The 21,697-nt window shown below is 53.7% G+C and carries 23 protein-coding genes and 1 other annotated feature; of the genes, 10 read left to right on the forward strand and 13 right to left on the reverse strand.

Going from position 1 to position 21,697, the window contains the following annotated elements:
- Positions 1 to 411: 411 nt before the first annotated feature.
- The 3 genes from clpB to rluD form a co-directional block, all read right to left on the reverse strand.
- On the reverse strand, positions 412 to 2,985 hold the full coding sequence (gene clpB, locus ACWKX3_RS22335; RefSeq protein ID WP_058608431.1) for an ATP-dependent chaperone ClpB: 2,574 nt from the start codon (positions 2,983 to 2,985) through the stop codon (positions 412 to 414).
- Positions 2,986 to 3,114: 129 nt separating this feature from the next.
- A complete protein-coding gene (gene yfiH, locus ACWKX3_RS22340; protein WP_454542496.1) occupies positions 3,115 to 3,846 on the reverse strand; it encodes a purine nucleoside phosphorylase YfiH in 732 nt (243 codons plus the stop codon).
- Positions 3,843 to 4,823, reverse strand: a complete 981-nt coding sequence (gene rluD, locus ACWKX3_RS22345) for a 23S rRNA pseudouridine(1911/1915/1917) synthase RluD (RefSeq protein ID WP_006178038.1) — start codon at positions 4,821 to 4,823, stop codon at positions 3,843 to 3,845. Before rluD ends, yfiH begins: the two co-directional genes overlap by 4 nt.
- 131 nt (positions 4,824 to 4,954) lie before the next feature.
- Here rluD and bamD point away from each other — a divergent pair, with 131 nt between their 5' ends.
- The 4 genes from bamD (at position 4,955) to pheA (ending at position 7,721) form a co-directional block, all read left to right on the forward strand.
- The gene (gene bamD / locus ACWKX3_RS22350; protein ID WP_006178039.1) at positions 4,955 to 5,692 is read left to right on the forward strand and encodes an outer membrane protein assembly factor BamD; all 738 of its coding nucleotides are present in this window, start codon (positions 4,955 to 4,957) and stop codon (positions 5,690 to 5,692) included.
- Positions 5,693 to 5,961: 269 nt separating this feature from the next.
- Positions 5,962 to 6,303: a ribosome-associated translation inhibitor RaiA gene (raiA, locus tag ACWKX3_RS22355; protein ID WP_042321693.1), complete on the forward strand. Its 342-nt coding sequence runs from the start codon at positions 5,962 to 5,964 to the stop codon at positions 6,301 to 6,303.
- 103 nt (positions 6,304 to 6,406) lie between these two features.
- Positions 6,407 to 6,531, forward strand: a sequence feature (Phe leader region).
- On the forward strand, positions 6,408 to 6,455 hold the full coding sequence (pheL, locus tag ACWKX3_RS22360; protein WP_001386991.1) for a pheA operon leader peptide PheL: 48 nt from the start codon (positions 6,408 to 6,410) through the stop codon (positions 6,453 to 6,455). Its footprint overlaps the feature before it by 48 nt.
- Before the next feature lie 29 nt (positions 6,532 to 6,560).
- On the forward strand, positions 6,561 to 7,721 hold the full coding sequence (pheA, locus tag ACWKX3_RS22365) for a bifunctional chorismate mutase/prephenate dehydratase (RefSeq protein ID WP_006178041.1): 1,161 nt from the start codon (positions 6,561 to 6,563) through the stop codon (positions 7,719 to 7,721).
- On the opposite strand, the gene ACWKX3_RS22370 is transcribed toward pheA, so the two are convergent.
- The 3 genes from ACWKX3_RS22370 to aroF are packed head-to-tail and all read right to left on the reverse strand — an operon-like array spanning position 7,718 to position 10,853.
- Complete coding sequence (locus ACWKX3_RS22370; RefSeq protein WP_454542497.1) at positions 7,718 to 8,590, reverse strand: SMP-30/gluconolactonase/LRE family protein; 873 nt, start codon at positions 8,588 to 8,590, stop codon at positions 7,718 to 7,720. The two genes, pheA and ACWKX3_RS22370, sit on opposite strands and share 4 nt — an antisense overlap.
- A 60-nt stretch (positions 8,591 to 8,650) precedes the next feature.
- Positions 8,651 to 9,772: a bifunctional chorismate mutase/prephenate dehydrogenase gene (gene tyrA / locus ACWKX3_RS22375; protein ID WP_088209387.1), complete on the reverse strand. Its 1,122-nt coding sequence runs from the start codon at positions 9,770 to 9,772 to the stop codon at positions 8,651 to 8,653.
- A 10-nt stretch (positions 9,773 to 9,782) separates the two neighbouring features.
- Entirely contained in the window at positions 9,783 to 10,853 is a 1,071-nt protein-coding gene (aroF, locus tag ACWKX3_RS22380; RefSeq protein WP_042321696.1) for a 3-deoxy-7-phosphoheptulonate synthase AroF, read from the reverse strand.
- Between the two features lie 212 nt (positions 10,854 to 11,065).
- Here aroF and ACWKX3_RS22385 point away from each other — a divergent pair, with 212 nt between their 5' ends.
- The 4 genes from ACWKX3_RS22385 to ACWKX3_RS22400 all read left to right on the forward strand — a co-directional run bounded on the left by ACWKX3_RS22385 (position 11,066) and on the right by ACWKX3_RS22400 (position 13,840).
- Positions 11,066 to 11,440 (forward strand): DUF2799 domain-containing protein, encoded by a 375-nt coding sequence (locus tag ACWKX3_RS22385; RefSeq protein WP_454542498.1) that lies wholly within the window; start codon positions 11,066 to 11,068, stop codon positions 11,438 to 11,440.
- Between the two features lie 148 nt (positions 11,441 to 11,588).
- On the forward strand, positions 11,589 to 12,128 hold the full coding sequence (locus ACWKX3_RS22390; RefSeq protein ID WP_058608436.1) for a YfiR family protein: 540 nt from the start codon (positions 11,589 to 11,591) through the stop codon (positions 12,126 to 12,128).
- Entirely contained in the window at positions 12,121 to 13,341 is a 1,221-nt protein-coding gene (gene dgcN / locus ACWKX3_RS22395) for a diguanylate cyclase DgcN (RefSeq protein ID WP_137273489.1), read from the forward strand. The genes ACWKX3_RS22390 and dgcN overlap by 8 nt, the downstream gene beginning before the upstream one ends.
- A gap of 13 nt (positions 13,342 to 13,354) precedes the next feature.
- On the forward strand, positions 13,355 to 13,840 hold the full coding sequence (locus tag ACWKX3_RS22400; protein ID WP_006178048.1) for an OmpA family protein: 486 nt from the start codon (positions 13,355 to 13,357) through the stop codon (positions 13,838 to 13,840).
- A gap of 2 nt (positions 13,841 to 13,842) precedes the next feature.
- Here ACWKX3_RS22400 and ACWKX3_RS22405 read toward each other — a convergent pair whose 3' ends face one another.
- From ACWKX3_RS22405 to ffh, 7 genes are all read right to left on the reverse strand, one after another.
- The gene (locus tag ACWKX3_RS22405; protein WP_454542499.1) at positions 13,843 to 15,213 is read right to left on the reverse strand and encodes a PepSY-associated TM helix domain-containing protein; all 1,371 of its coding nucleotides are present in this window, start codon (positions 15,211 to 15,213) and stop codon (positions 13,843 to 13,845) included.
- A gap of 40 nt (positions 15,214 to 15,253) precedes the next feature.
- Positions 15,254 to 15,658 carry a DUF2946 domain-containing protein gene (locus ACWKX3_RS22410; RefSeq protein ID WP_088209391.1) on the reverse strand — a complete coding sequence of 135 codons (405 nt, stop codon included), beginning with the start codon at positions 15,656 to 15,658 and terminating at the stop codon, positions 15,254 to 15,256.
- Positions 15,659 to 15,788: 130 nt separating this feature from the next.
- Complete coding sequence (gene rplS / locus ACWKX3_RS22415) at positions 15,789 to 16,136, reverse strand: 50S ribosomal protein L19 (protein ID WP_006178051.1); 348 nt, start codon at positions 16,134 to 16,136, stop codon at positions 15,789 to 15,791.
- 43 nt (positions 16,137 to 16,179) lie between these two features.
- A complete protein-coding gene (trmD, locus tag ACWKX3_RS22420; RefSeq protein ID WP_006178052.1) occupies positions 16,180 to 16,947 on the reverse strand; it encodes a tRNA (guanosine(37)-N1)-methyltransferase TrmD in 768 nt (255 codons plus the stop codon).
- 31 nt (positions 16,948 to 16,978) lie between these two features.
- Positions 16,979 to 17,518: a ribosome maturation factor RimM gene (gene rimM / locus ACWKX3_RS22425; RefSeq protein WP_006178053.1), complete on the reverse strand. Its 540-nt coding sequence runs from the start codon at positions 17,516 to 17,518 to the stop codon at positions 16,979 to 16,981.
- A gap of 15 nt (positions 17,519 to 17,533) precedes the next feature.
- Positions 17,534 to 17,782: a 30S ribosomal protein S16 gene (rpsP, locus tag ACWKX3_RS22430; protein WP_003863133.1), complete on the reverse strand. Its 249-nt coding sequence runs from the start codon at positions 17,780 to 17,782 to the stop codon at positions 17,534 to 17,536.
- A 254-nt stretch (positions 17,783 to 18,036) separates the two neighbouring features.
- On the reverse strand, positions 18,037 to 19,398 hold the full coding sequence (gene ffh / locus ACWKX3_RS22435) for a signal recognition particle protein (protein ID WP_006178054.1): 1,362 nt from the start codon (positions 19,396 to 19,398) through the stop codon (positions 18,037 to 18,039).
- Between the two features lie 165 nt (positions 19,399 to 19,563).
- Between ffh and ACWKX3_RS22440 the strand changes: the two genes are divergently transcribed.
- Positions 19,564 to 20,355: a cytochrome C assembly family protein gene (locus ACWKX3_RS22440; protein WP_220710464.1), complete on the forward strand. Its 792-nt coding sequence runs from the start codon at positions 19,564 to 19,566 to the stop codon at positions 20,353 to 20,355.
- A gap of 18 nt (positions 20,356 to 20,373) precedes the next feature.
- Complete coding sequence (locus ACWKX3_RS22445) at positions 20,374 to 21,660, forward strand: HlyC/CorC family transporter (RefSeq protein WP_042321706.1); 1,287 nt, start codon at positions 20,374 to 20,376, stop codon at positions 21,658 to 21,660.
- Positions 21,661 to 21,697 lie beyond the last annotated feature (37 nt).

The following is a 21,697-nucleotide window of genomic DNA, read 5'->3' on the forward strand; positions in this document are numbered from 1 at the left end:
AATTAAACTTCGTAATGAATTACGTATGTTCACTCAGAGACTTGGTATTCATTTATTGTCCGGAGACATTAAGAATCCATGTCACTTTGAGTGCCCACACAGATTGTCTGATAAATTGTTAAAGAGCAGTGCCGCTTCGCTTTTCTCAGCGGCGCGGGGTGTGCATATTACGCTTCCCCGCTTCAGAGTCAAGCGTTTAATTTGCTTTTCTCTGCTGACCCGGCGGCGTGTGTGCCGTTGTTCCGTGTCAGTGGAGGCGCATTATAGGGAGTTATTCTGAGGCTGCAAGTGCAAAGTGAAAATTATTTACTGACTGCTCACTTTCCAGGCAAAACACATCTCAGAACTTAATTCTTGCCTGGTTTTTAAACAAAAACGAGCCGCAAGCGGCCCGTTTTTGCGTTTTGTGACTTACTGCACTGCCACAATTCGGTCTTCGTTGGCTTCCAGGCGGATAGCTTTACCCGGAATCAACTCGCCTGACAGTATCTGCTGTGCCAGCGGGTTTTCAATCTGCTGCTGGATAGCACGTTTCAACGGACGCGCCCCGTATACCGGATCGTACCCGTTCTCGCTCAGCAGTTTCAGCGCATCGTCAGAGATGTGAATTTCATATCCACGCTCTTCCAGACGTTTGTACAGTCGCTGCAGCTGGATCTGCGCAATCGAAGCAATATGTTTCTCACCCAGAGGATGGAACACAACCACTTCATCGATACGGTTGATGAATTCCGGACGGAAGCTATGGCTCACCACGCCCATCACCAGTTCTTTCATATGACCGTAATCCAGTTCGCCAAAGCGTTCCTGAATCAAATCTGAACCCAGGTTCGAGGTCATGATGACAACCGTGTTGCGGAAATCGACCGTTCTCCCCTGCCCGTCCGTAAGACGACCATCGTCCAGAACCTGCAGCAGGATGTTGAAGACATCCGGGTGCGCTTTTTCCACTTCATCCAGCAGGATGACGGAGTAAGGACGACGACGCACCGCTTCCGTCAGATAGCCCCCTTCTTCATAACCCACGTATCCTGGAGGCGCACCGACCAGACGCGAGACGGAGTGTTTCTCCATAAACTCGGACATATCAATTCGAACCATCGCGTCATCGCTATCGAACATAAAGTTCGCCAGCGCCTTACACAGCTCGGTTTTACCCACACCGGTCGGCCCCAGGAACAGGAACGAGCCGATTGGACGATTCGGATCGGATAACCCCGCGCGGCTACGACGAATGGCATTAGAGACCGCTTCAACCGCCTCGTTTTGACCAATAACGCGATGATGCAGATCCTGTTCCATACGGAGCAGTTTTTCGCGTTCGCTCTCCAGCATGCGAGCGACCGGAATACCCGTCCAGCGCGCAAGCACTTCGGCAATCTCCGCATCCGTCACTTTATTACGTAACAGACGCATCGTTTTGCCTTCGGACTGCGTAGCAATCTCGAGCTGTTTTTCAAGCTCAGGGATTTTGCCGTACTGCAGTTCAGACATCCGCGCAAGATCGCCAACGCGTCGCGCCTGCTCAATAGCGATTTTCGCCTGTTCCAGTTCCGCCTTTATTGTCTGCGTCCCGGAGAGTGAGGCTTTCTCCGCCTTCCACTCTTCTTCTAACTCTGAATACTGGCGTTCTTTCTCGTCCAGCTCCTCGTTGAGCATATCCAGGCGTTTCTTGCTGGCCTCATCAGACTCTTTTTTCAGCGCCTGCTGTTCCAGCTTGAGCTGAATAATTCGGCGATCGAGTCGGTCCAGTTCTTCCGGTTTCGAGTCGATCTGCATACGGATGCTGGACGCCGCTTCATCGATAAGGTCGATCGCTTTATCCGGCAACTGACGGTCAGCAATATAACGATGCGAAAGCGTCGCCGCCGCCACGATGGCCGGGTCAGTGATCTGCACATGGTGGTGCAGCTCATAACGCTCTTTCAGGCCACGCAGGATCGCTATGGTATCTTCGACGCTTGGTTCGGCCACAAATACTTTCTGGAAGCGACGTTCCAGCGCGGCATCTTTCTCAATGTACTGGCGATACTCATCAAGCGTGGTCGCGCCCACACAGTGAAGTTCACCGCGCGCCAGCGCAGGTTTCAGCATGTTCCCGGCATCCATCGCACCGTCGGCCTTACCGGCACCCACCATAGTATGCAGTTCGTCGATAAACAGAATGACGTTACCTTCCTGCTTCGCCAGATCGTTGAGCACGCCTTTCAGGCGTTCTTCGAACTCCCCGCGGTACTTCGCACCGGCCACCAGCGCGCCCATATCCAGCGCCAGTACGCGGCGGCCCTTCAGCCCTTCCGGCACTTCGCCATTCACGATACGCTGCGCCAGCCCTTCAACGATGGCGGTTTTACCGACACCCGGCTCACCGATCAGCACCGGGTTGTTTTTGGTACGGCGCTGCAGAACCTGGATGGTACGGCGAATTTCTTCATCACGGCCGATAACCGGGTCCAGTTTGCCCTGCTCAGCACGCTCGGTCAGATCGACCGTAAATTTTTTCAAAGCCTGACGTTGGTCTTCGGCTCCCTGATCGTTCACGCTTTCACCTCCGCGCATTGTCTCAATCGCCTGAGTCACGTTGGCGGTGGTTGCGCCGGCAGATTTCAACAGGTCGGTCAACGTCCCGCGTGATTCAAGCGCCGCCAGAACAAACAGCTCTGACGAAATAAAGTTGTCCCCACGTTTTTGCGCCAGCTTGTCGCAAAGGTTCAGCACGCGTACCAGATCCTGCGAAGGCTGTACGTCACCACCGGTCCCTTCGACCTGCGGTAAACGGCTCAACGCCTGATCAATTGCCGTGCGTAACTGGCCAGCGTTAATGCCAGCAGAGGTTAATAATGGACGTACCGATCCCCCTTCCTGATTCAGTAAGGCGCTCATTAAATGAAGAGGTTCGATGAATTGGTTGTCGTGCCCGAGTGCGAGAGACTGGGCATCGGCGAGAGCAAGCTGGAATTTATTAGTAAGACGATCCAGACGCATAACTCCTCCCATAACAGGTCAAATTTGCTACTGGAGATTAAATGAGGTCATCCCTCAATTATTCAAGGTTAATGACCTGAATTATGCGAAAAGAAAACGGCGCGTACCGGATCGTCTTGATTCTTTAGGTTATATCAGCCAAATGAAACTTGCCATACGCCCTGTCGTCTTGTCGCGACGCCAGGAGAAAAAATCACCCGTTTCGGTGACCGTACAGCGATCGCCGCCGAAGGTCTGCGTCACCCCGATATTATTGAGGCGCTGGCGTGCAAGCTGATAAATATCGGCCAGATATTTATCGCCCACGGGCGTAAACGCCTCGACCGCCTGCGGATCTTTCTCCATAAATGCTTCGCGAACTTCAGGCCCGACTTCAAACGCGCGTGGGCCGATTGCCGGACCGAGCCAGGCAAGGATATTGGCAGGGTTATCTTCGAAACAGGCGACGGTCTCTTCCAGCACGCCCTGACACAGGCCACGCCAGCCCGCATGCGCAGCCGCGACCTCTGTACCCGCACGGTTACAAAACAGAACGGGCAGGCAATCGGCCGTCATAACGGCACAGACTGTTCCCGGAGTATTGCTGTAAGAGGCATCGGCGCGTTTTGAAGCATAAGGTTCCCCTGTTAACTTCAGAACGCCCGTACCGTGAACCTGCTCCAGCCAGACCGGTTTTGAAGGCAAATTCCCCGCAGCAAACAGACGACGGCGGTTCTCTTCGACATGCTCCGGGCTGTCGCCACAATGGGCACCGAGGTTCAACGACGCCCAAGGCCCCTGGCTGACGCCACCGATACGGGTCGAACTACAGGCAGCCACGCCTTCAGGCAACGGCCACTCCGGAACAATCAGTTTGGTCATAACCAGTCCACGTGATCCTTATGTTCTTCAAAATCGGCACGCATCGCGTCGATAAGTTCCACCATATCCTGTGGGATAGGCGCATGCCACTCCATTTGAATACCGGTGACAGGATGGTAAAGACGCAGCATTGTGGCGTGCAGCGCCTGGCGGTCAAATTTACGCAGTACGCTGATAAACTCCTCGGATGCGCCCTTTGGCGGACGCGGGCGACCACCGTAGACCGGATCACCCACCAGCGGATGAGTAATGTGCGCCATATGGACACGGATCTGGTGCGTACGCCCCGTTTCCAGACGCAGACGCAGGCGCGTATGAATGCGGAAATGTTCCATGATGCGGTAATGCGTTACCGCCGGTTTACCCATGGGATGAACGGACATATGGGTGCGCTTTGTTGGGTGACGGCTAATCGGCTCGTCAACCGTGCCGCCAGACGTCATATGACCAATCGCTACCGCTTCATATTCGCGCGTGATTTCGCGCAGCTGCAGGGATTCAACCAGATGGGTCTGGGCCGGGATGGTTTTTGCCACCACCATTAATCCGGTGGTGTCCTTATCCAGACGGTGAACAATCCCGGCGCGAGGAACGTCGATGATTGGCGGATAATAATGGAGAAGCGCATTAAGCACCGTACCGTCAGGGTTGCCAGCACCCGGATGAACAACCAGCCCACGCGGCTTATTGATCACCAGAATATCGTCATCTTCATAGACGATGTCCAGCGGGATATCCTGCGGTTCGAAGCGGACGTCTTCTTCAATTTCAACGTTGATGGCGACAGCTTCTCCACCAAACACTTTCTCTTTTGGCTTGTCCCAGATCTTGCCGTTTACCAGCACGCGCTGGTCAAGGATCCATTCTTTTATGCGTGAACGCGAATAATCAGGGAACAATTCGGCCAAAGCTTGATCTAAGCGTTGACCGAGCTGATTTTCGGAGACTGTTGCGGTGAGTTCTACTCGTTGTGCCATAAACTGCTTCTTCGTTTAACGTTGGGTTTTACGGCTTTGCCGTTTAATATAGTGTGCTATTGTAGCTGGTCTTAATCGGGAGCAGGAACAGAGATTCTCCCGGACAAACATTTGAGGAAAGTCAAAACGTCATGACGCGCATGAAATATCTGGTGGCAGCGGCCACGTTGAGCCTGGCTTTGGTGGGCTGCTCCGGTTCAAATGAACAGGTCCCTGACAATCCGCCGAATGAAATCTATGCGACTGCACAACAAAAACTGCAGGACGGTAACTGGAAACAGGCGATAACGCAACTGGAAGCGCTGGATAATCGCTATCCGTTTGGCCCGTATTCGCAGCAGGTACAGTTAGATCTCATCTACGCCTATTACAAAAATGCCGATCTGCCGCTGGCTCAGGCCACCATCGATCGCTTCATGCGTTTGAATCCAACTCATCCTAACATCGATTATGTCATGTACATGCGTGGCCTGACTAATATGGCGCTGGATGACAGTGCATTGCAGGGCTTCTTCGGCGTGGATCGCTCTGACCGTGACCCGCAGCACGCGCGTGACGCCTTCAACGACTTCTCAAAACTGGTGCGCGGTTATCCGAACAGTCAGTACATCACTGACGCCACCAAACGTCTGGTGTTCCTGAAAGACCGTCTGGCTAAATACGAATACTCTGTGGCGGAATACTACACTCGCCGTGGCGCCTGGGTTGCGGTGGTTAACCGTGTCGAAGGCATGCTGCGCGACTATCCGGACACGCAGGCTACACGTGATGGCCTGAAGCTGATGGAGAACGCTTACCGTCAGATGCAAATGACCGGGCAGGCTGAAAAAGTGGCTAAAATCATCGCCGCAAACAGCAGCAATACCTGATACAGGTTCAAACGCAAAACGGCAGCCCTGGGGCTGCCGTTTTTTTATTCATTTTCGTTTACGTCTGAAGCGCGTTGGACTCAACACAACCCGTCAACTATGACCGCAATTCCTGACTTCGACAAGGTAAATCTCACCTCTTCCTGCCCTGCCTCACAAAATAATACGGTTGACAAAAAGTGACAAAAATACGTGATTTAGATCACACAATTTGACATTCGAAGAGGTATGCTGGAATCACCAAGACGGAAAGACAAGAGGTAAAATTTATGCCAATGAACATTACCAGTAAACAAATGGAAATTACTCCGGCAATTCGCCAGCACGTCGCAGACCGTCTCGCCAAACTGGATAAATGGCAAACACATTTGATTAACCCACATATCATTCTGTCTAAGGAGCCGCAGGGTTTCATCGCTGACGCAACTATCAATACTCCAAACGGCCATCTGGTCGCCAGCGCGAAGCATGAGGATATGTACACCGCTATCAACGATTTGATCAACAAGCTGGAACGGCAGCTCAATAAAGTGCAACACAAAGGTGAAGCCCGTCGCGCCACAACATCGGTGAAAGACGCCAGCTTCGCGGAAGAAGTTGAAGAAGAGTAATCCTTTAAATTGAGTGTACCGCCAACGCGCCTTCGGGCGCGTTTTTTATTGACAGGATGAAAACAGTACGGGTACTTTAACGGTATCAATTTCAGGATGACCCTATGAAACATACGCCGTTTTTCTTCGCATTCTTTTTTACCTTCCCCTGATTGGGAGGCGTTTCGTCGTGTGATAAAGAATGCGAAGACGAACAATAAGGCCTCCCAACCGGGAGGCCTTTTTTATTGATAACGATAAATGAGACAGACAACACTATGACACCGGAAAACCCGTTACTGGACCTGCGCGTAAAGATCAGCGCGCTGGACGAAAAATTACTGGCCCTGCTGGCCGAGCGACGCACTCTGGCAGTGGAAGTTGGCAAAGCCAAGCTGGATTCACACCGCCCCGTGCGCGATATCGACCGCGAGCGCGATCTGCTTGAACGTCTGATCCACCTCGGCAAAGCGCATCATCTGGATGCGCATTACATTACCCGGCTGTTCCAGCTCATCATTGAAGATTCTGTTCTGACCCAGCAGGCGCTGCTGCAACAGCATCTGAACAAGACCAATCCACACTCCGCGCGTATCGCGTTTCTGGGGCCAAAAGGCTCTTACTCACATCTGGCGGCACGTCAGTATGCGGCCCGCCATTTCGAAGAGTTTATCGAAAGCGGCTGCGCGAAGTTTGCCGACATTTTCAATCAGGTTGAAACCGGCCAGGCGGATTACGCCGTCGTCCCCATAGAGAACACCAGCTCCGGCGCGATTAACGACGTGTACGACCTGCTGCAACACACCACCCTGTCTCTGGTTGGCGAGCTGACGATCCCAATTGACCACTGCGTGCTGGTCTCCGGCTCGACGGATTTGAATAAAATTGAGACGGTCTACAGCCATCCGCAACCTTTCCAGCAGTGCAGCCAGTTCCTGAACCGCTATCCACACTGGAAAATCGAGTATACCGAAAGCACATCAGCAGCGATGGAAAAGGTCGCTCAGGCCAATTCCCCGTCCGTTGCCGCCCTCGGCAGTGAAGCGGGCGGTGCGCTGTATGGCCTCCAGGTGCTGGAGCGAAATCTGGCTAACCAGACGCAAAATATCACTCGCTTCGTGGTGCTGGCTCGCAAGGCGATCGATGTGTCAGATCAGGTCCCCGCTAAAACCACCCTGCTGATGGCGACCGGTCAACAGGCAGGTGCGCTGGTTGAAGCCCTGCTGGTTCTGCGTAATCACAATCTGATCATGACCCGGCTGGAGTCCCGCCCGATTAACGGCAACCCGTGGGAAGAGATGTTTTATCTTGATATCCAGGCCAACCTGGAGTCTGCATCCATGCAGAAAGCCCTGCGTGAGCTTGGCAAGATCACGCGTTCTATGAAAGTCCTGGGCTGCTATCCGAGCGAAAACGTAGTGCCGGTCGACCCGGCTTAACGTTCGATAAACCGGCTTTTCTTCACACCTGCCACGCTGACGGGCAGGGTGAAGATCGCCCCTGAGAGCGGATAGTTCGCCAGCTCTTCCTCATCCATATTTTCCCGCGTGGTGGTGATAAACAGCGTTTTCATATCCTCTCCACCAAAACAGACCATCGTCGGGCAGCGCACCGGCAGCCGATACTCTTCAAGCTGCTCGCCCTGCGGCGAAAACCGCGCGATACGCCAGCCGTCAAACAACGCGCTCCAGTAACAGCCTTCAATGTCCGTCGCCGCACCATCAGGTATGCCCTCACCCTCTTTAAAGCGGCGAAATACTTCACGTTGACCCAGCTCACCCTGCTCGTCCAGCGGCGTTCGGTAAATCACGCCGTTTGGCGTGTCGGAGGTAAACATCCATTTTTTATCCTGAGTAAACGCCAGGCCGTTGTGTCCCTGGATGTCCCACTGGATGACTTTAGGCGTCAGGTCGTTAGCAATGCGCATCAGCATGGCACCGTTGTAGTCGCCTGGCCCCCAAAAGGTGCCCGCGTAAAAACGCCCTGCACTGTCGGTGCCCCCATCATTAAAACGCGCCAACTGCGGGTTAGAGGGGTTATCGCAGACCTTTTGCCGGAGCAGACCATGCTTGTCGGTCAGCCAGATGGCGTTACGCATCGCGACAATGAAACCGCCGTTTTCACGCAGGGCAAAACAGCCCACCTCTTCGTGAAACGAAAGTACGGTATGTTCCGCAGTGGCGATATGAAAGCGGTGGATCTCGCCTTCGAGAATATCCGCCCAGTAGAGCGCCTGCTCTTCCTCGCTCCACGTCGGGCATTCCGGCAGGTGGCCGGAGTAATTTAACAGCAGCTGTGGTTCGGACATGACAGTTCCCCAAAATGAAAAAAGCCAGCATTGCTGGCTTTCAGTATATACATCATCGCATTACTGGCGACTGTCATTTGCCTGTCGCAACAGCGTGCGGCTTTCGCTCTGGAACCGCGTCGCATAATCACCGAACCAGTGCTCAACCTTACGGAAGCTGTCGATGAACGCCTGCTTATCGCCGTGCTCCAGCAAGGTGATGGCTTCACCAAAACGCCGGTAGTAGCGTTTGATCAGCGCGAGGTTATTCTCCGATGACATAATAATGTCGGCATACAGTTGCGGATCCTGCGCAAACAGCCGCCCGACCATCGCAAGCTCCAGACGATAGATCGGCGAAGAGAGCGCAAGCAGTTGTTCAAGCTGAACGTTCTCTTCTGCCAGGTGCAGCCCGTAGGCAAAGGTCGCAAAGTGGCGCAGCGCCTGGATAAACGCCATGTTCTGGTCGTGCTCCACGGCGCTGATGCGATGCAAACGCGCGCCCCACACCTGAATCTGTTCCAGGAACCACTGATAGGCTTCTGGCTGGCGGCCATCGCAGTACACCACCACCTGTTTTGCCAGGCTGCCACTGTCCGGGCCAAACATCGGGTGCAGCCCAAGAACAGGGCCACTGTGCGCTGCCAGCATCGCCTGTAGCGGACCATTTTTGACCGAGGCCAGATCGACCAGGATACAGTCGTCCGGCAACGGAGGAAGTTTCCCAACGATCTGCTCCGTTACGTGGATAGGCACGCTAACGATAACCATCCCCGCATCGGCGGTCAGCTCCGGCGCGCGCGCCCAGTCTTCTTTTTCCAGAATGCGCACCTGATAGCCCGACAGCGTCAGCATCTTCTCAAACAGTCGGCCCATCTGCCCGCCGCCGCCCACAATCACCACCGGTCGTAGCGACGGGCAGAGCGTCTTGAAGCCTTTGTCGTTTTCGCTGGAATAGGATTCGCGCATAACGCGGCGCAGAACGTCTTCAATTAAATCCGGCGAGACGCCCAACGCCTGTGCTTCTTTACGGCGGGAGGCCAGCATTGACGCTTCGCGCTCCGGGACATAAATCGGCAAGCCGTACTGGCTTTTAACTTCACCTACCTCGGCAACCAGCGCCATACGGCGCGCCAGCAGTTCCAGCAGCGCCTTGTCCACTTCATCTATTTGATCGCGTAACGCGGTCAATTCAGCAACCATAACTAACCTCTTAAACCAGACGCGTCGACAGCTGGCCGCTTAAATCTTTATGGATCTCACGCAGCAGCGCATCGGTGGTTTCCCAGCTGATGCAGGCATCCGTCACGGATACGCCATGCTTCATTGCGCTGCGCGGTTGTTCTGATGACTGATTACCTTCATGAATATTACTTTCAATCATCAGACCGATAATAGAACGGTTGCCATCTTTGATCTGCGCGACCACAGACTCCGCCACCGCAGGCTGTCGACGGTAATCTTTATTGGAATTACCATGGCTGCAATCTACCATCAGAGCCGGGCGCAGTCCCGCCTGTTCCATCTCTTTTTCACACTGTGCCACGTCCGCAGGGCTGTAGTTCGGTGCTTTACCGCCGCGCAGGATCACATGTCCATCCGGGTTGCCCTGTGTTTGCAGCAGACAAACCTGCCCTGCCTGGTTGATTCCAACAAAGCGGTGTGGCATCGCAGCGGCGCGCATTGCGTTGATTGCCGTCGCCAGGCTGCCGTCGGTACCGTTTTTAAAGCCAACCGGCATAGAGAGGCCAGAGGCCATCTCACGATGAGTTTGTGATTCCGTGGTGCGTGCACCAATCGCAGACCAGCTAAACAGATCGCCAAGGTATTGCGGGCTGTTCGGATCCAGCGCTTCGGTTGCCAGCGGCAGCCCCATGCTGACCAGCTCTACCAGCAGGCTACGCGCTATCTTCAGGCCTGCTTCCACGTCAAACGAGCCATCCATGTGTGGGTCGTTGATCAACCCTTTCCAGCCAACGGTCGTACGTGGCTTTTCAAAATAGACGCGCATTACCAGATAGAGGCTATCGCTGACCTCCTCCGCTAATGTTTTAAACCGACGAGCGTACTCAATGGCGGCTTCAGGATCGTGAATAGAGCAAGGGCCACATACCACCAGCAGGCGCGGATCGCGTCCGGCAATGATGTCAGAAATGGTCTGGCGAGAGTGCTCAATTTGAGCCTCTTGTGCCGCGCTCAGCGGAAACTCCGCTTTCAGCTGATCCGGAGTAATCAAAATCTGTTCGTCGGTAATGTGTACGTTATTCAGCGCGTCTTTTTGCATGATGGCAGTCCTGTAAAGCTCGTTTGCGATAGTGGTTTCCTCTAAGAGGTAAAGCAACGATACCACAATAAGTAAAGATTTCAATCCATAATACGTACAGATATGTTTACAAAAGCCATTTATTAGCAAAATTCAGGCGTCAAAATCGTAAACTTAAAATTACACCCTTGATGAGTTTGTCACGCTATGCTGATAAGAAAAGGAGAATTACTATGCGTGCAATCGCGTCTGCACTATTGATGCTATGTCTGGCAGGCTGCCAGATTGACCCGTACACCTTTCAACCAGACTGGACAAGTCCTGACTGGTTTACCGCAGGGAAAGAGGACGCGATGAACGGCCTGCCTGTTAAAGATAACGCGATGCTGGCCGATAACCTTAACGACAGGCATGTCGATCGACATGCCTATCTGCGCGGCTACGCCGATGGTCAAAAAAGAGTCTGCGAAGAAGAATTTATTCACGCCAGGGGATTAGCGGGTAAATCATTTCCGGCCAGTTGTGAAGGCACAGAAAAAGCCCTGAAGCTGCACGAGGCGTGGCAAAAGGGAATGGATGAAAGCATCAAAAGCAGTCGGCTTAATTGATTATTCCGCATTCACAAGAAATGCGACTGTAAGATTTTACCTACAGCACAGCAGGAATTTTCTGACATAATGACGGCTATATTAAACGACGTTATTCTGCCATCACGTTGTTAAGGCATCTGGCCCCTGAGCGATATGGCGGATTCTGATGAGAAAATCATTCTTGATCTCTTTATCACGGCTCACTCTGGCGCTCCTGTTGCTTCTTTTTATGGGTCAGGCAGCCGCAGTCGCCCTAACAGAAACGGATAAATCGGTTCGTTCTATTGTATCGGGTATCGTCAGTTACACCCGCTGGCCATCCCTCGCAGGCCAGCCTGTGCTCTGTATTTACACCTCTTCGCGCTATAGCCAGGCGCTCAGCGCCCGGAATGAGGGGCAGAGCATTTTGCCTTATACACCCGTCATTGTACGCAACGATCAAGAAGCACTCTCAGCAACTTGCGACGCCATTTATTTCGGCTCGGAATCACCGGCAAAGCAGCTTGAATTAATAAGCCAGTATCAGGGCCGGGCATTGCTGTTACTCTCAGAGCAGAACCCGGAATGCATTATTGGCAGCGCCTTTTGTCTGATATTTGAAGGTGGCCGGGTTAGGTTTTCCGTCAATCTGGATGCGCTTTCACGCAGTGGCGTAAGAGTCAATCCGGATGTATTAATGCTTGCACGGAATACAAAGCATGAATAAGGATTTCACTTCAGCACCACGTCCGACGTTTAAAAGAACACTGAGGCGTATCAATATGATAAGCGTAATAGTAACAATGACGTTTATATGGTTGTTACTCAGCTTTGCTTCCGTCGTGACATTAAAGGAATACGCCCAAAAGAATCTCGAATTAACGGGGGCGACCATGAGTCACAATCTGGAAGCGTCCCTGGTCTTCAACGATTCGCTGGCGGCAAATGAAACCCTCACCACCCTTGGCAAGCAGGGGCAGTTCGCCGCAGCGGAAGTGCTCAACGTTCATGAGAAACGCTTCGCATACTGGTCCTGGAACCCGCAGGATAATAGCGACACCCTGGGCACGCTGGTCAGCCGCTGGCTGTTTCCCAATCCGGTTTCACAGCCGATTATGCACAACGGAAGCAGGATCGGCGAAATTCGCCTGACCGCACGCGACAGCCTGATCGGCCATTTCCTCTGGATGTCGTTTGCGGTTCTCACCGGCTGCATTCTTTTAGCCTCTGCCGTTGCCCTTACCCTGACGCGCTCGTTACACCATGGCATGGTCATCGCCATGCAAAACATTACCGATGTCGTTCATGATGTGCGCACCAACCGCAATTTCTCGCGGCGTGTAAAGGAAGGGCGTATCGAAGAGTTTCACCAGTTCGGTGAAGATTTCAACAGCCTGCTGGATGAGATGGAAGAGTGGCAGCTTAAGCTTCAGGCAAAGAATGCCCAGCTTCTGCGTACCGCCATGCACGATCCCCTGACAGGCCTTGCAAACCGGGCGGCATTTCGTAACAGCATTGCCGCCCTGATGAATGACGCGTCCGCTAAGGCACATTCCGCCCTGCTGTTCCTGGATGGCGACAATTTCAAATATATCAACGACACCTGGGGCCATGCCGCAGGCGATGGCGTATTAATTGATGTCGCCGAAAGAATGGTCGAGTTCGGACAAAAGCATCACCGATCTTACCGTCTTGGCGGGGACGAATTTGCGATGATCCTGTACGGCGTCCATTCAGAAAACGAGGTTCAGCATATTTGCGCTGCCCTGGCGCAACGATTCATCCGTCCGTTTGATGTCCATAACGGGCACACGGCATCAATGTCACTCAGCATTGGCTATGCACTGGCGTGGGAAAATGCCTCCGTGGAGGCATTACTGGAGCAGGCCGACCGCAACATGTACCTGGTGAAAAACCAGCGAACCAAAACACTCTCTTAGAAAGGAATACGGTATGTTAAAGCGATACCTCGCGCCCCTGTTTATGGCATCACTTGTCCTGGCAGGCTGTCAGGCCCCGCCAAAAGGGAAATTCACCGCCGAGCAAATCGCCGCCATGCAGTCCTACGGTTTCAATGAATTGAACGGGGACTGGTCTCTGGGCCTGTCAGATAAGATCCTGTTTGATAAAAACGATGCCAGACTACGCCCGGAAAGCGAAACGCAAATCCGGACTATGGCTTCCCGCCTTGCGGCAACCGGTTTAAACCATGCGCGAATGGACGGACATACGGATAACTACGGAGAAGAGAGCTACAACGAAGCACTTTCGTTAAAGCGCGCTAATGCCGTTGCCGACGCCTGGGCGAAAGGGGCAAATATCCCCCGTGGCAATCTCACCACGCAGGGACTCGGCAAAAAATATCCCGTTGCCAGCAACAGTACCCCACAAGGGCGTGCTGAAAACCGCCGGGTTGCGGTGGTCATCAGCACGCCATAGGGTTATTTAACGGATGATTCAGCGAGCGACACGCCTGATGCCGCTCGCCAGCGCAGCCAGTCGATGACGATAAAGATTGCCAGACTCACGCCCATCACCGGCAGCGCCAGCCCCAGCAGGACGCTTATCGTCACCGTCACTCCCCTTCCCCATCCCGACAATGCCAGCCAGCTCTGACAGAGCGTTTGCACCGGGTTCACCGCGGAGTTTGCCGGACGGCGCATCCACCACATCCGGTATCCCCAGAGGATGAGTACGCACAGCGCAGTACCAAACGCGATAAGCAGTAGCTGATTCACCAGGCCAAACAGAATGCCCATGTGGAAATCCACTCCCCAGCGGGTGAGTTTTGCCATTAGCGGGAAGTCAGCGAAGCGGGTGCTGTCCGTAACCTGCATTGAGTGCGGATCAACGGCAACGGCGTCCACCTGGGTCGGCCAGCGGCGATCGATTTCAGTCACCGTCCAGGCCCGATCGGCCATTTTTGCCGGGCGGATCTCCAGCTTACTGGCGTCGATCCCGGCCTTGCGGGCAGAGTTCAAAACGCTATCAAACAGCGTCAGATCCAGCGCCATTTCAGGCATCTTCATTCCGGCATGGTGTCCGTGGTGCTCAGCATGTTCCTCGTGTACTTCCGGTATGCCCGTGAGGGTGGTGTTCACCTGCGGCGTAAGCCAGTTCATCCCAGCGCGCAGCTTATCCACATTGCCCCCGGCCAGTTGCGACCATGTCAGACCGGTAGCCGAAAAAAGCAACATCCCGCCCAGCAGGATCCAGCCTAATGTGACATGTAAACGCCGACGATTCTGGAAGCGGTTGTTAATGCGCCGCTTAGGGCGAGTGAAAAACCACAGGGCGATACCGCCGAGCGCGGCGATCCACATCCACGAGGCAGCCAGCTCGCTGTATAGACGCCCCACATCACCCAGCATCAGCGAAGTATGCAGATAATCAATGGTCTGACGCAGCGGCAAAATCCCGCTGGTGCCGTACACCGTCATATCGCCCAGCACCGCCAGGCTAACCGGATCGATAAAGACAGCCCGGTTTTCAGATGGCCCAAGCGTTGGGTCGGCAAACATCACCCGGGTAGTGTCGCCATCGGCCAGCCCCGGGCGAACGGCGTGCAAACGCAACTCTTTACCCACGACGTTTTCCGCCACGGCAATTTGTGCCGCCAGTGGCTGAGGTTCACCCACGTTATCCGTGTGCAGCGCATGTCGGTAGAGCGCATTTTCCAGCTGCGGTGTCGCCACGTAAAGCGTGCCGGTCAGCGCGGCGAAGAAGATAAACGGACCAACAAATAGCCCGACATAGAAATGAAGTCGACGCAGCAGGTTTCCCCATGCCGCGCGCGGAGTGCAGGTTGTCATACTTTTCCTTTTTCAGGCAAAAAGTTATCGATTTTGTTTTTTAAAGGGAAAAAGCAGACCAACGCGGCGGCGCGCGGGTATCAGGATAGAGCCAGGGGAAAAAGTGCCAGTGGCTAACCGCCTGCCGCGGCGGCCTCACGCGAAGCCGTTGCACTATCGCAACGAGCAGGACGATCAGCGCCAGCATCATGCCCGGCACATGCGCCAGCAGCACGCAATAGCCACACGCTTCGGCATGATCGACGGGGAGCGAGTGCTGCATATCGCCGTGATGCTCATCCATCGACATCATGCTCATATCATGATGCATGCCCGGCATGGCGCTCATGGGATCTTTTTGCAGCGCAACGGAGATAAGCGGTGCCACGACGATCAGCAGGATCGCGAACAGCGCGGTCAATGCCGCTGTGCGTTTCCAGGTATGCTGATGCAGTACGTTATTCACTTACCCTCCGTTAAAGAGGCAGGCATTGTAAACGATTTATCACAAAAGAGTTAACGCGAGGAGTGCGATGAAATAAAAAAGGGCCAGCCTTTCGGCCAGCCCCTTTAACAGGATGTCGCTTAAGCGAATCTTAGTTCAGACGCTCTTTAATACGAGCAGACTTACCAGTACGCTCACGCAGGTAGTACAGTTTAGCTTTACGTACAGCACCACGACGTTTAACAGCAATGCTGTCAACTACCGGAGAGTGAGTCTGGAAGACACGCTCAACGCCTTCGCCGTTGGAAATTTTACGAACAGTGAATGCAGAGTGCAGACCGCGGTTACGAATAGCGATAACCACGCCCTCGAATGCCTGCAGACGTTTTTTGGAACCTTCAACAACCCATACTTTCACTTCCACGGTGTCACCCGGACGGAAGGAAGGTACGTCCTGCTTCATCTGCTCTTGTTCAATTTGCTTAATAATGTTGCTCATAATTTAATCTCTTATCCTGGGTAAACTGATATTCGGGAGCGTATTACGCCTTCCCATCATGTTCATGTTGCTGGTGCGCGTGTTCGGTTTTGAACTCGGCCAGCAACTTTGCTTGCTCTTCAGTCAGAGCCAGGTTTTCCAGAAGTTCAGGTCTTCTAAGCCAGGTTCGGCCCAGCGACTGCTTCAAGCGCCAGCGACGTATCTCGGCATGGTTTCCGGACAGTAACACTGCCGGGACGTCCATCCCTTCTAACACTTCAGGACGAGTATAGTGTGGACAGTCCAGTAATCCATCGGCAAACGAATCTTCCGTTGCCGATGCTTCATGGCCCAGTACACCCGGAATGAACCGGGCAACGGAGTCAATCAGCGTCATTGCTGGTAACTCACCACCGCTGAGAACGTAATCGCCGATAGACCATTCTTCGTCAATCTCGGTTTGAATTACGCGCTCATCTATCCCTTCGTAGCGACCACAGACCAGAATCAGCTTTTGATTCGTCGCCAGTTCGCTCACGCCCGCTTGATCAAGCTTGCGTCCCTGAGGTGACAGATAAATCACCTTTGCGCCTTCACCCGCCGCGGCTTTTGCTGTGTGAATGGCGTCCCGTAAGGGTTGCACCATCATCAGCATCCCCGGTCCGCCGCCGTAAGGACGATCGTCCACGGTACGGTGCCGGTCATGCGTGAAGTCACGAGGACTCCAGCTCTGGATGCTCAGCAGGCCATTCTTTACTGCCCGGCCAGTTACCCCGTAATCAGTAATCGCGCGGAACATTTCAGGAAACAGGCTAATTATGCCAATCCACATAGCGCCGTCTTTTACCGTTTATCCGGAGAATTTAAAAACCAGGATCCCAATCTACTTCAATCGTCTGAGTAGTGAGATCGACTTTCTTGATAACCTGTCCATCGAGAAACGGAACCAACCGCTCCTTGATGCCAAATGCATCTTTCAGGTTTGCCTTAATGACGAGAACGTCATTTGACCCGGTTTCCATCATATCGATGACTTTCCCCAGGCTGTAGCCTTCAGTAGTGACCACCTGGCAACCCATAAGGTCTTTCCAGTAGTAGTCGCCCTCTTCCAGCTGTGGCAACTGCGACGAATCCACGACAATTTCACAATTAGTCAGCGCATTCGCGGCATCACGATCGTCAACGCCTTTCAGCTTGATGATGATGTCCTGATTGTGGTGACGCCAGCTTTCCAGCTCGACCTCTTCCCACTTACCGGCCTTCTGAATAAACCAGGGCTGGTAATTAAAAATGCTATCAGCGTCTTCAGTGGAGGAAAACACTCTGAGCCAACCACGGATACCGTAGCAAGAACCCATTTTTCCCAATACGATCGGTTCAACAGGTGCTTTATTGCTCATCATGACCACCGTGACAGATTAAGCTGCTTTGTTTGCTGCTTTGATCAGCGTAGCAACGCGATCGGAAACGGTAGCGCCCTGGCCAACCCAGTGAGCGATACGATCCAGATCCAGACGAGTTTCTTCTTCTGCGCCAGCGGCCAGTGGGTTGAAGAAACCAACGCGCTCGATGAAGCGACCGTTGCGTGCATTACGGCTGTCGGTTACAACAACCTGGTAGAACGGACGCTTTTTAGCGCCGTGACGAGCTAAACGAATAGTTACCATAACATCCTCTTGTGTGAATAAAACAACCGGGCCCCATCGAGGAACGGAGCCCGGGTGTCATATTAAAAGCCCGAAAATTTTACTGATTTCTGGGGAAATTGCAATCAGCAGTTCATATTCTGCTGTAAAAGGCCGTCGGCGGTGCAGTCAGTTTGGTGCCGGCGTGCGCGCAGTCACCGCAGCGTACACGCAGTACGTGAGGATGACGAGCACACCCCGGTGCCAAAATGGCTAACAAGCCAGGCCAGAATCGATTAGCGGCCAGGGAATCCTGGGGGCATCATCCCCTTCATCCCGCGCATCATCTTCGCCATGCCGCCTTTCTTCATTTTCTTCATCATGCGCTGCATGTCGTCGAATTGTTTCAGAAGACGGTTTACGTCCTGCACCTGCATACCGCAACCTGCGGCGATACGGCGTTTACGCGAACCTTTGATGATTTCTGGCTTCGCACGTTCTTTCAGCGTCATTGAGTTAATGATCGCCTCCATACGCACCAGCACCTTGTCATCCATCTGCGACTTCACGTTGTCCGGGATCTGGCCCATGCCTGGCAGTTTGCCCATCAGGCTCGCCATGCCGCCCATGTTTTTCATCTGGCGCAGCTGCTCAAGGAAGTCGGTGAGGTCAAACCCATCGCCTTTTTTCAGCTTGCTGGCCAGCTTCTCGGCCTGCGCGCGGTCAACTTTGCTCTCGATATCTTCAATCAGCGACAGCACGTCGCCCATGCCGAGGATACGGGAGGCAATACGATCCGGGTGGAACGGCTCCAGCGCGTCGGTTTTTTCACCAACACCGAGGAATTTGATCGGCTTACCGGTGATATGACGAATAGAGAGCGCCGCACCGCCGCGGGCGTCACCGTCCACTTTGGTCAGCACCACACCGGTTAACGGCAGCGCTTCGTTGAAGGCTTTCGCGGTATTTGCCGCATCCTGACCGGTCATGGCATCGACAACAAACAGGGTCTCTACCGGATTGATAGAGGCATGAACCTGCTTGATTTCGTCCATCATCGCTTCGTCAACGTGCAGACGGCCAGCGGTATCCACCAGCAGCACGTCGTAGAACTTCAGCTTCGCTTCTTTCAGCGCCGCGTTCACGATGTCGACAGGTTTCTGAGCGACGTCAGACGGGAAGAAATCCACGCCAACCTGCTCAGCCAGCGTTTCCAGCTGTTTGATCGCCGCCGGGCGATAAACGTCCGCGGAGACCACCAGCACTTTCTTCTTGTGCTTCTCGCGCAGGAATTTACCCAGCTTACCGACGCTGGTTGTTTTACCCGCACCCTGCAGACCCGCCATCAGCACCACGGCCGGTGGCTGAGCGGCCAGGTTAAGCACCTGGTTTTCTTCGCCCATCGCCGCAACCAGTTCGTTACGGACAATTTTGACGAACTCCTGACCCGGGGTCAGGCTTTTGTTAACTTCATGCCCAACCGCTTTCTCTTTCACGCGGTTGATGAAATCACGCACGACCGGCAGCGCCACGTCGGCTTCGAGCAGCGCCATGCGGACTTCGCGCAGCGTCTCTTTAACATTTTCTTCAGTAAGGCGTCCGCGGCCGCTGATGTTGCGCAGCGTGCGCGACAAACGATCGGTTAAATTATCAAACATTGTCTCTCGCCTGGGTAGAAACGTTGGGTCGCATAAGCGACACATACACAGAATTTTGCCGGAGTATAACATGAAGGCAGCTTTGTTGTTATGCAACGGTTGGAGCAGGCGTCACGTAACGTTATACTGCTTCTCTTTCTTATTAAGACAACTGTCGACGCCTATATGCCCGTTTTCGCACTGATCGCCCTTGTTGCCTACTCTGTCAGCCTCGCGCTGATTATTCCCGGCCTGCTGCAAAAAAACAGCGGCTGGCGGCGCATGGCCATTCTTTCGGCGGTGATCGCACTGATTAGCCACGCCTTTGCGCTGGAATCACGTATCCTGCCCGGCGATGGCAGCGTGCAAAATCTGAGCGTGCTGAACGTGGGCTCGCTGGTAAGCCTGATGATCTGTACGGTGATGACCATCGTGGCGTCCAAAAATCGCGGCTGGCTGCTGCTGCCGATAATCTACGCCTTTGCGCTGATCAATCTGGCCTTAGCCACTTTTATGCCCAACGAGTTTATTACTCATCTGGAAGCCACGCCGGGAATGCTGGTGCATATCGGCCTGTCGCTGTTCTCGTATGCCACCCTGATTATTGCCGCGCTCTATGCCATGCAGCTGGCCTGGATTGATTACCAGCTGAAAAACAAAAAGCTGGCCTTTAATCATGAAATGCCGCCGCTGATGGTGATTGAGCGTAAGATGTTCCATATCACGCAGGTGGGCGTTGTTCTGCTCACGCTCACGCTCTGTACCGGCCTGTTTTATATGAAAAACCTGTTCAACGTGGAGAATATTGATAAAGCCGTTCTCTCCATCATCGCGTGGTTTGTCTATATTGTCCTGTTATGGGGCCATTATCATGAAGGCTGGCGCGGTCGCCGCGTGGTCTGGTTCAACGTTGCGGGTGCAGGCATTCTTACTCTTGCCTATTTTGGCAGCCGCTTCATACAGCAATTTGCTGGTTAAGTCATAAAGGAGTTCCCCCTGGAACACATCTCTACCACCGCGCTGATCGTCACGCTGATCGTCATGGTGGTCATCTCCGCCTATTTCTCTGGCTCGGAAACCGGCATGATGACGCTAAACCGTTATCGGTTACGTCATCGCGCGAAGCAAGGTAACCGTGCCGCACGTCGTGTGGAAAAGCTGCTGCGTAAACCTGACCGCCTGATTAGCCTGGTGCTTATCGGCAATAACCTGGTCAATATTCTCGCCTCCGCGCTCGGCACCATCGTCGGGATGCGCCTTTACGGCAACGCGGGCGTCGCCATTGCGACCGGCGTACTGACGTTTGTGGTGCTGGTGTTTGCCGAAGTGCTACCCAAAACCGTCGCCGCGCTCTATCCCGAAAAAGTCGCCTACCCGAGCAGCTTCCTGCTGGCACCGCTGCTGATCCTGATGATGCCGCTGGTCTGGCTGCTCAATATGGTCACCCGGCTGCTGATGCGTATGGTGGGCATAAAAGCGGATGTCACCATCAGCAGCGCGCTCAGCAAAGACGAACTGCGCACCATCGTGAATGAATCCCGCTCGCAAATTTCGCGCCGCAACCAGGACATGCTCCTGTCGGTGTTAGATCTGGAAAAGGTCAGCGTCGACGACATCATGGTGCCGCGCAACGAAATTGTCGGAATCGATATCAACGACGACTGGAAAGCCATCGTCCGCCAGCTGACGCACTCTCCGCATGGCCGCATCGTGCTTTATCGCGACTCGCTGGACGACGCCATCAGCATGCTGCGCGTACGTGAGGCCTATCGCCTGATGACCGAGAAAAAAGAGTTCACCAAAGAGGTGCTCCTGCGCGCCGCCGACGAAATTTACTACGTACCGGAAGGCACGCCGCTCAGCACGCAGCTGGTGAAGTTTCAGCGTAACAAGAAGAAAGTGGGTCTGGTGGTCGATGAATATGGCGACATTCAGGGTCTGGTGACGGTTGAAGATATTCTGGAAGAGATCGTTGGGGACTTTACGACCTCCATGTCACCTTCTCTCGCAGAGGAAGTCACTCCACAAAACGACGGCTCGGTTCTGATTGATGGCAGCGCGAACATTCGCGAGCTTAATAAAGCCTTTAACTGGCAGCTGCCGGAAGATGAAGCACGCACCATGAACGGGATGATTCTGGAAGCACTGGAGGAGATCCCGGCGGCGGGCACGCGGGTGCGCATCGATCAATACGATATTGATATTCTGGACGTACAGGACAACATGATTAAGCAGGTGAAGGTCCTGCCCGTTAAGCCTTTACGCGAAAGTATCGCCGAGTAATGTTGTAGGCCGGGTAAGGCGAAGCCGCCACCCGGCA

The organism is Enterobacter sp. UPMP2052, assembly GCF_053709675.1.

Bases quoted from the DNA above. Each gene is read 5' to 3' on its own strand.
- clpB (WP_058608431.1), bottom strand. From the start codon at position 2,985: ATGCGTCTGGATCGTCTTACTAATAAATTCCAGCTTGCTCTCGCCGAT.
- yfiH (WP_454542496.1), bottom strand. From the start codon at position 3,846: ATGACCAAACTGATTGTTCCGGAGTGGCCGTTGCCTGAAGGCGTGGCT.
- rluD (WP_006178038.1), bottom strand. From the start codon at position 4,823: ATGGCACAACGAGTAGAACTCACCGCAACAGTCTCCGAAAATCAGCTC.
- bamD (WP_006178039.1), top strand. From the start codon at position 4,955: ATGACGCGCATGAAATATCTGGTGGCAGCGGCCACGTTGAGCCTGGCT.
- raiA (WP_042321693.1), top strand. From the start codon at position 5,962: ATGCCAATGAACATTACCAGTAAACAAATGGAAATTACTCCGGCAATT.
- pheA (WP_006178041.1), top strand. From the start codon at position 6,561: ATGACACCGGAAAACCCGTTACTGGACCTGCGCGTAAAGATCAGCGCG.
- ACWKX3_RS22370 (WP_454542497.1), bottom strand. From the start codon at position 8,590: ATGTCCGAACCACAGCTGCTGTTAAATTACTCCGGCCACCTGCCGGAA.
- tyrA (WP_088209387.1), bottom strand. From the start codon at position 9,772: ATGGTTGCTGAATTGACCGCGTTACGCGATCAAATAGATGAAGTGGAC.
- aroF (WP_042321696.1), bottom strand. From the start codon at position 10,853: ATGCAAAAAGACGCGCTGAATAACGTACACATTACCGACGAACAGATT.
- ACWKX3_RS22385 (WP_454542498.1), top strand. From the start codon at position 11,066: ATGCGTGCAATCGCGTCTGCACTATTGATGCTATGTCTGGCAGGCTGC.
- ACWKX3_RS22390 (WP_058608436.1), top strand. From the start codon at position 11,589: ATGAGAAAATCATTCTTGATCTCTTTATCACGGCTCACTCTGGCGCTC.
- dgcN (WP_137273489.1), top strand. From the start codon at position 12,121: ATGAATAAGGATTTCACTTCAGCACCACGTCCGACGTTTAAAAGAACA.
- ACWKX3_RS22400 (WP_006178048.1), top strand. From the start codon at position 13,355: ATGTTAAAGCGATACCTCGCGCCCCTGTTTATGGCATCACTTGTCCTG.
- ACWKX3_RS22405 (WP_454542499.1), bottom strand. From the start codon at position 15,213: ATGACAACCTGCACTCCGCGCGCGGCATGGGGAAACCTGCTGCGTCGA.
- rplS (WP_006178051.1), bottom strand. From the start codon at position 16,136: ATGAGCAACATTATTAAGCAAATTGAACAAGAGCAGATGAAGCAGGAC.
- trmD (WP_006178052.1), bottom strand. From the start codon at position 16,947: ATGTGGATTGGCATAATTAGCCTGTTTCCTGAAATGTTCCGCGCGATT.
- rimM (WP_006178053.1), bottom strand. From the start codon at position 17,518: ATGATGAGCAATAAAGCACCTGTTGAACCGATCGTATTGGGAAAAATG.
- rpsP (WP_003863133.1), bottom strand. From the start codon at position 17,782: ATGGTAACTATTCGTTTAGCTCGTCACGGCGCTAAAAAGCGTCCGTTC.
- ffh (WP_006178054.1), bottom strand. From the start codon at position 19,398: ATGTTTGATAATTTAACCGATCGTTTGTCGCGCACGCTGCGCAACATC.
- ACWKX3_RS22440 (WP_220710464.1), top strand. From the start codon at position 19,564: ATGCCCGTTTTCGCACTGATCGCCCTTGTTGCCTACTCTGTCAGCCTC.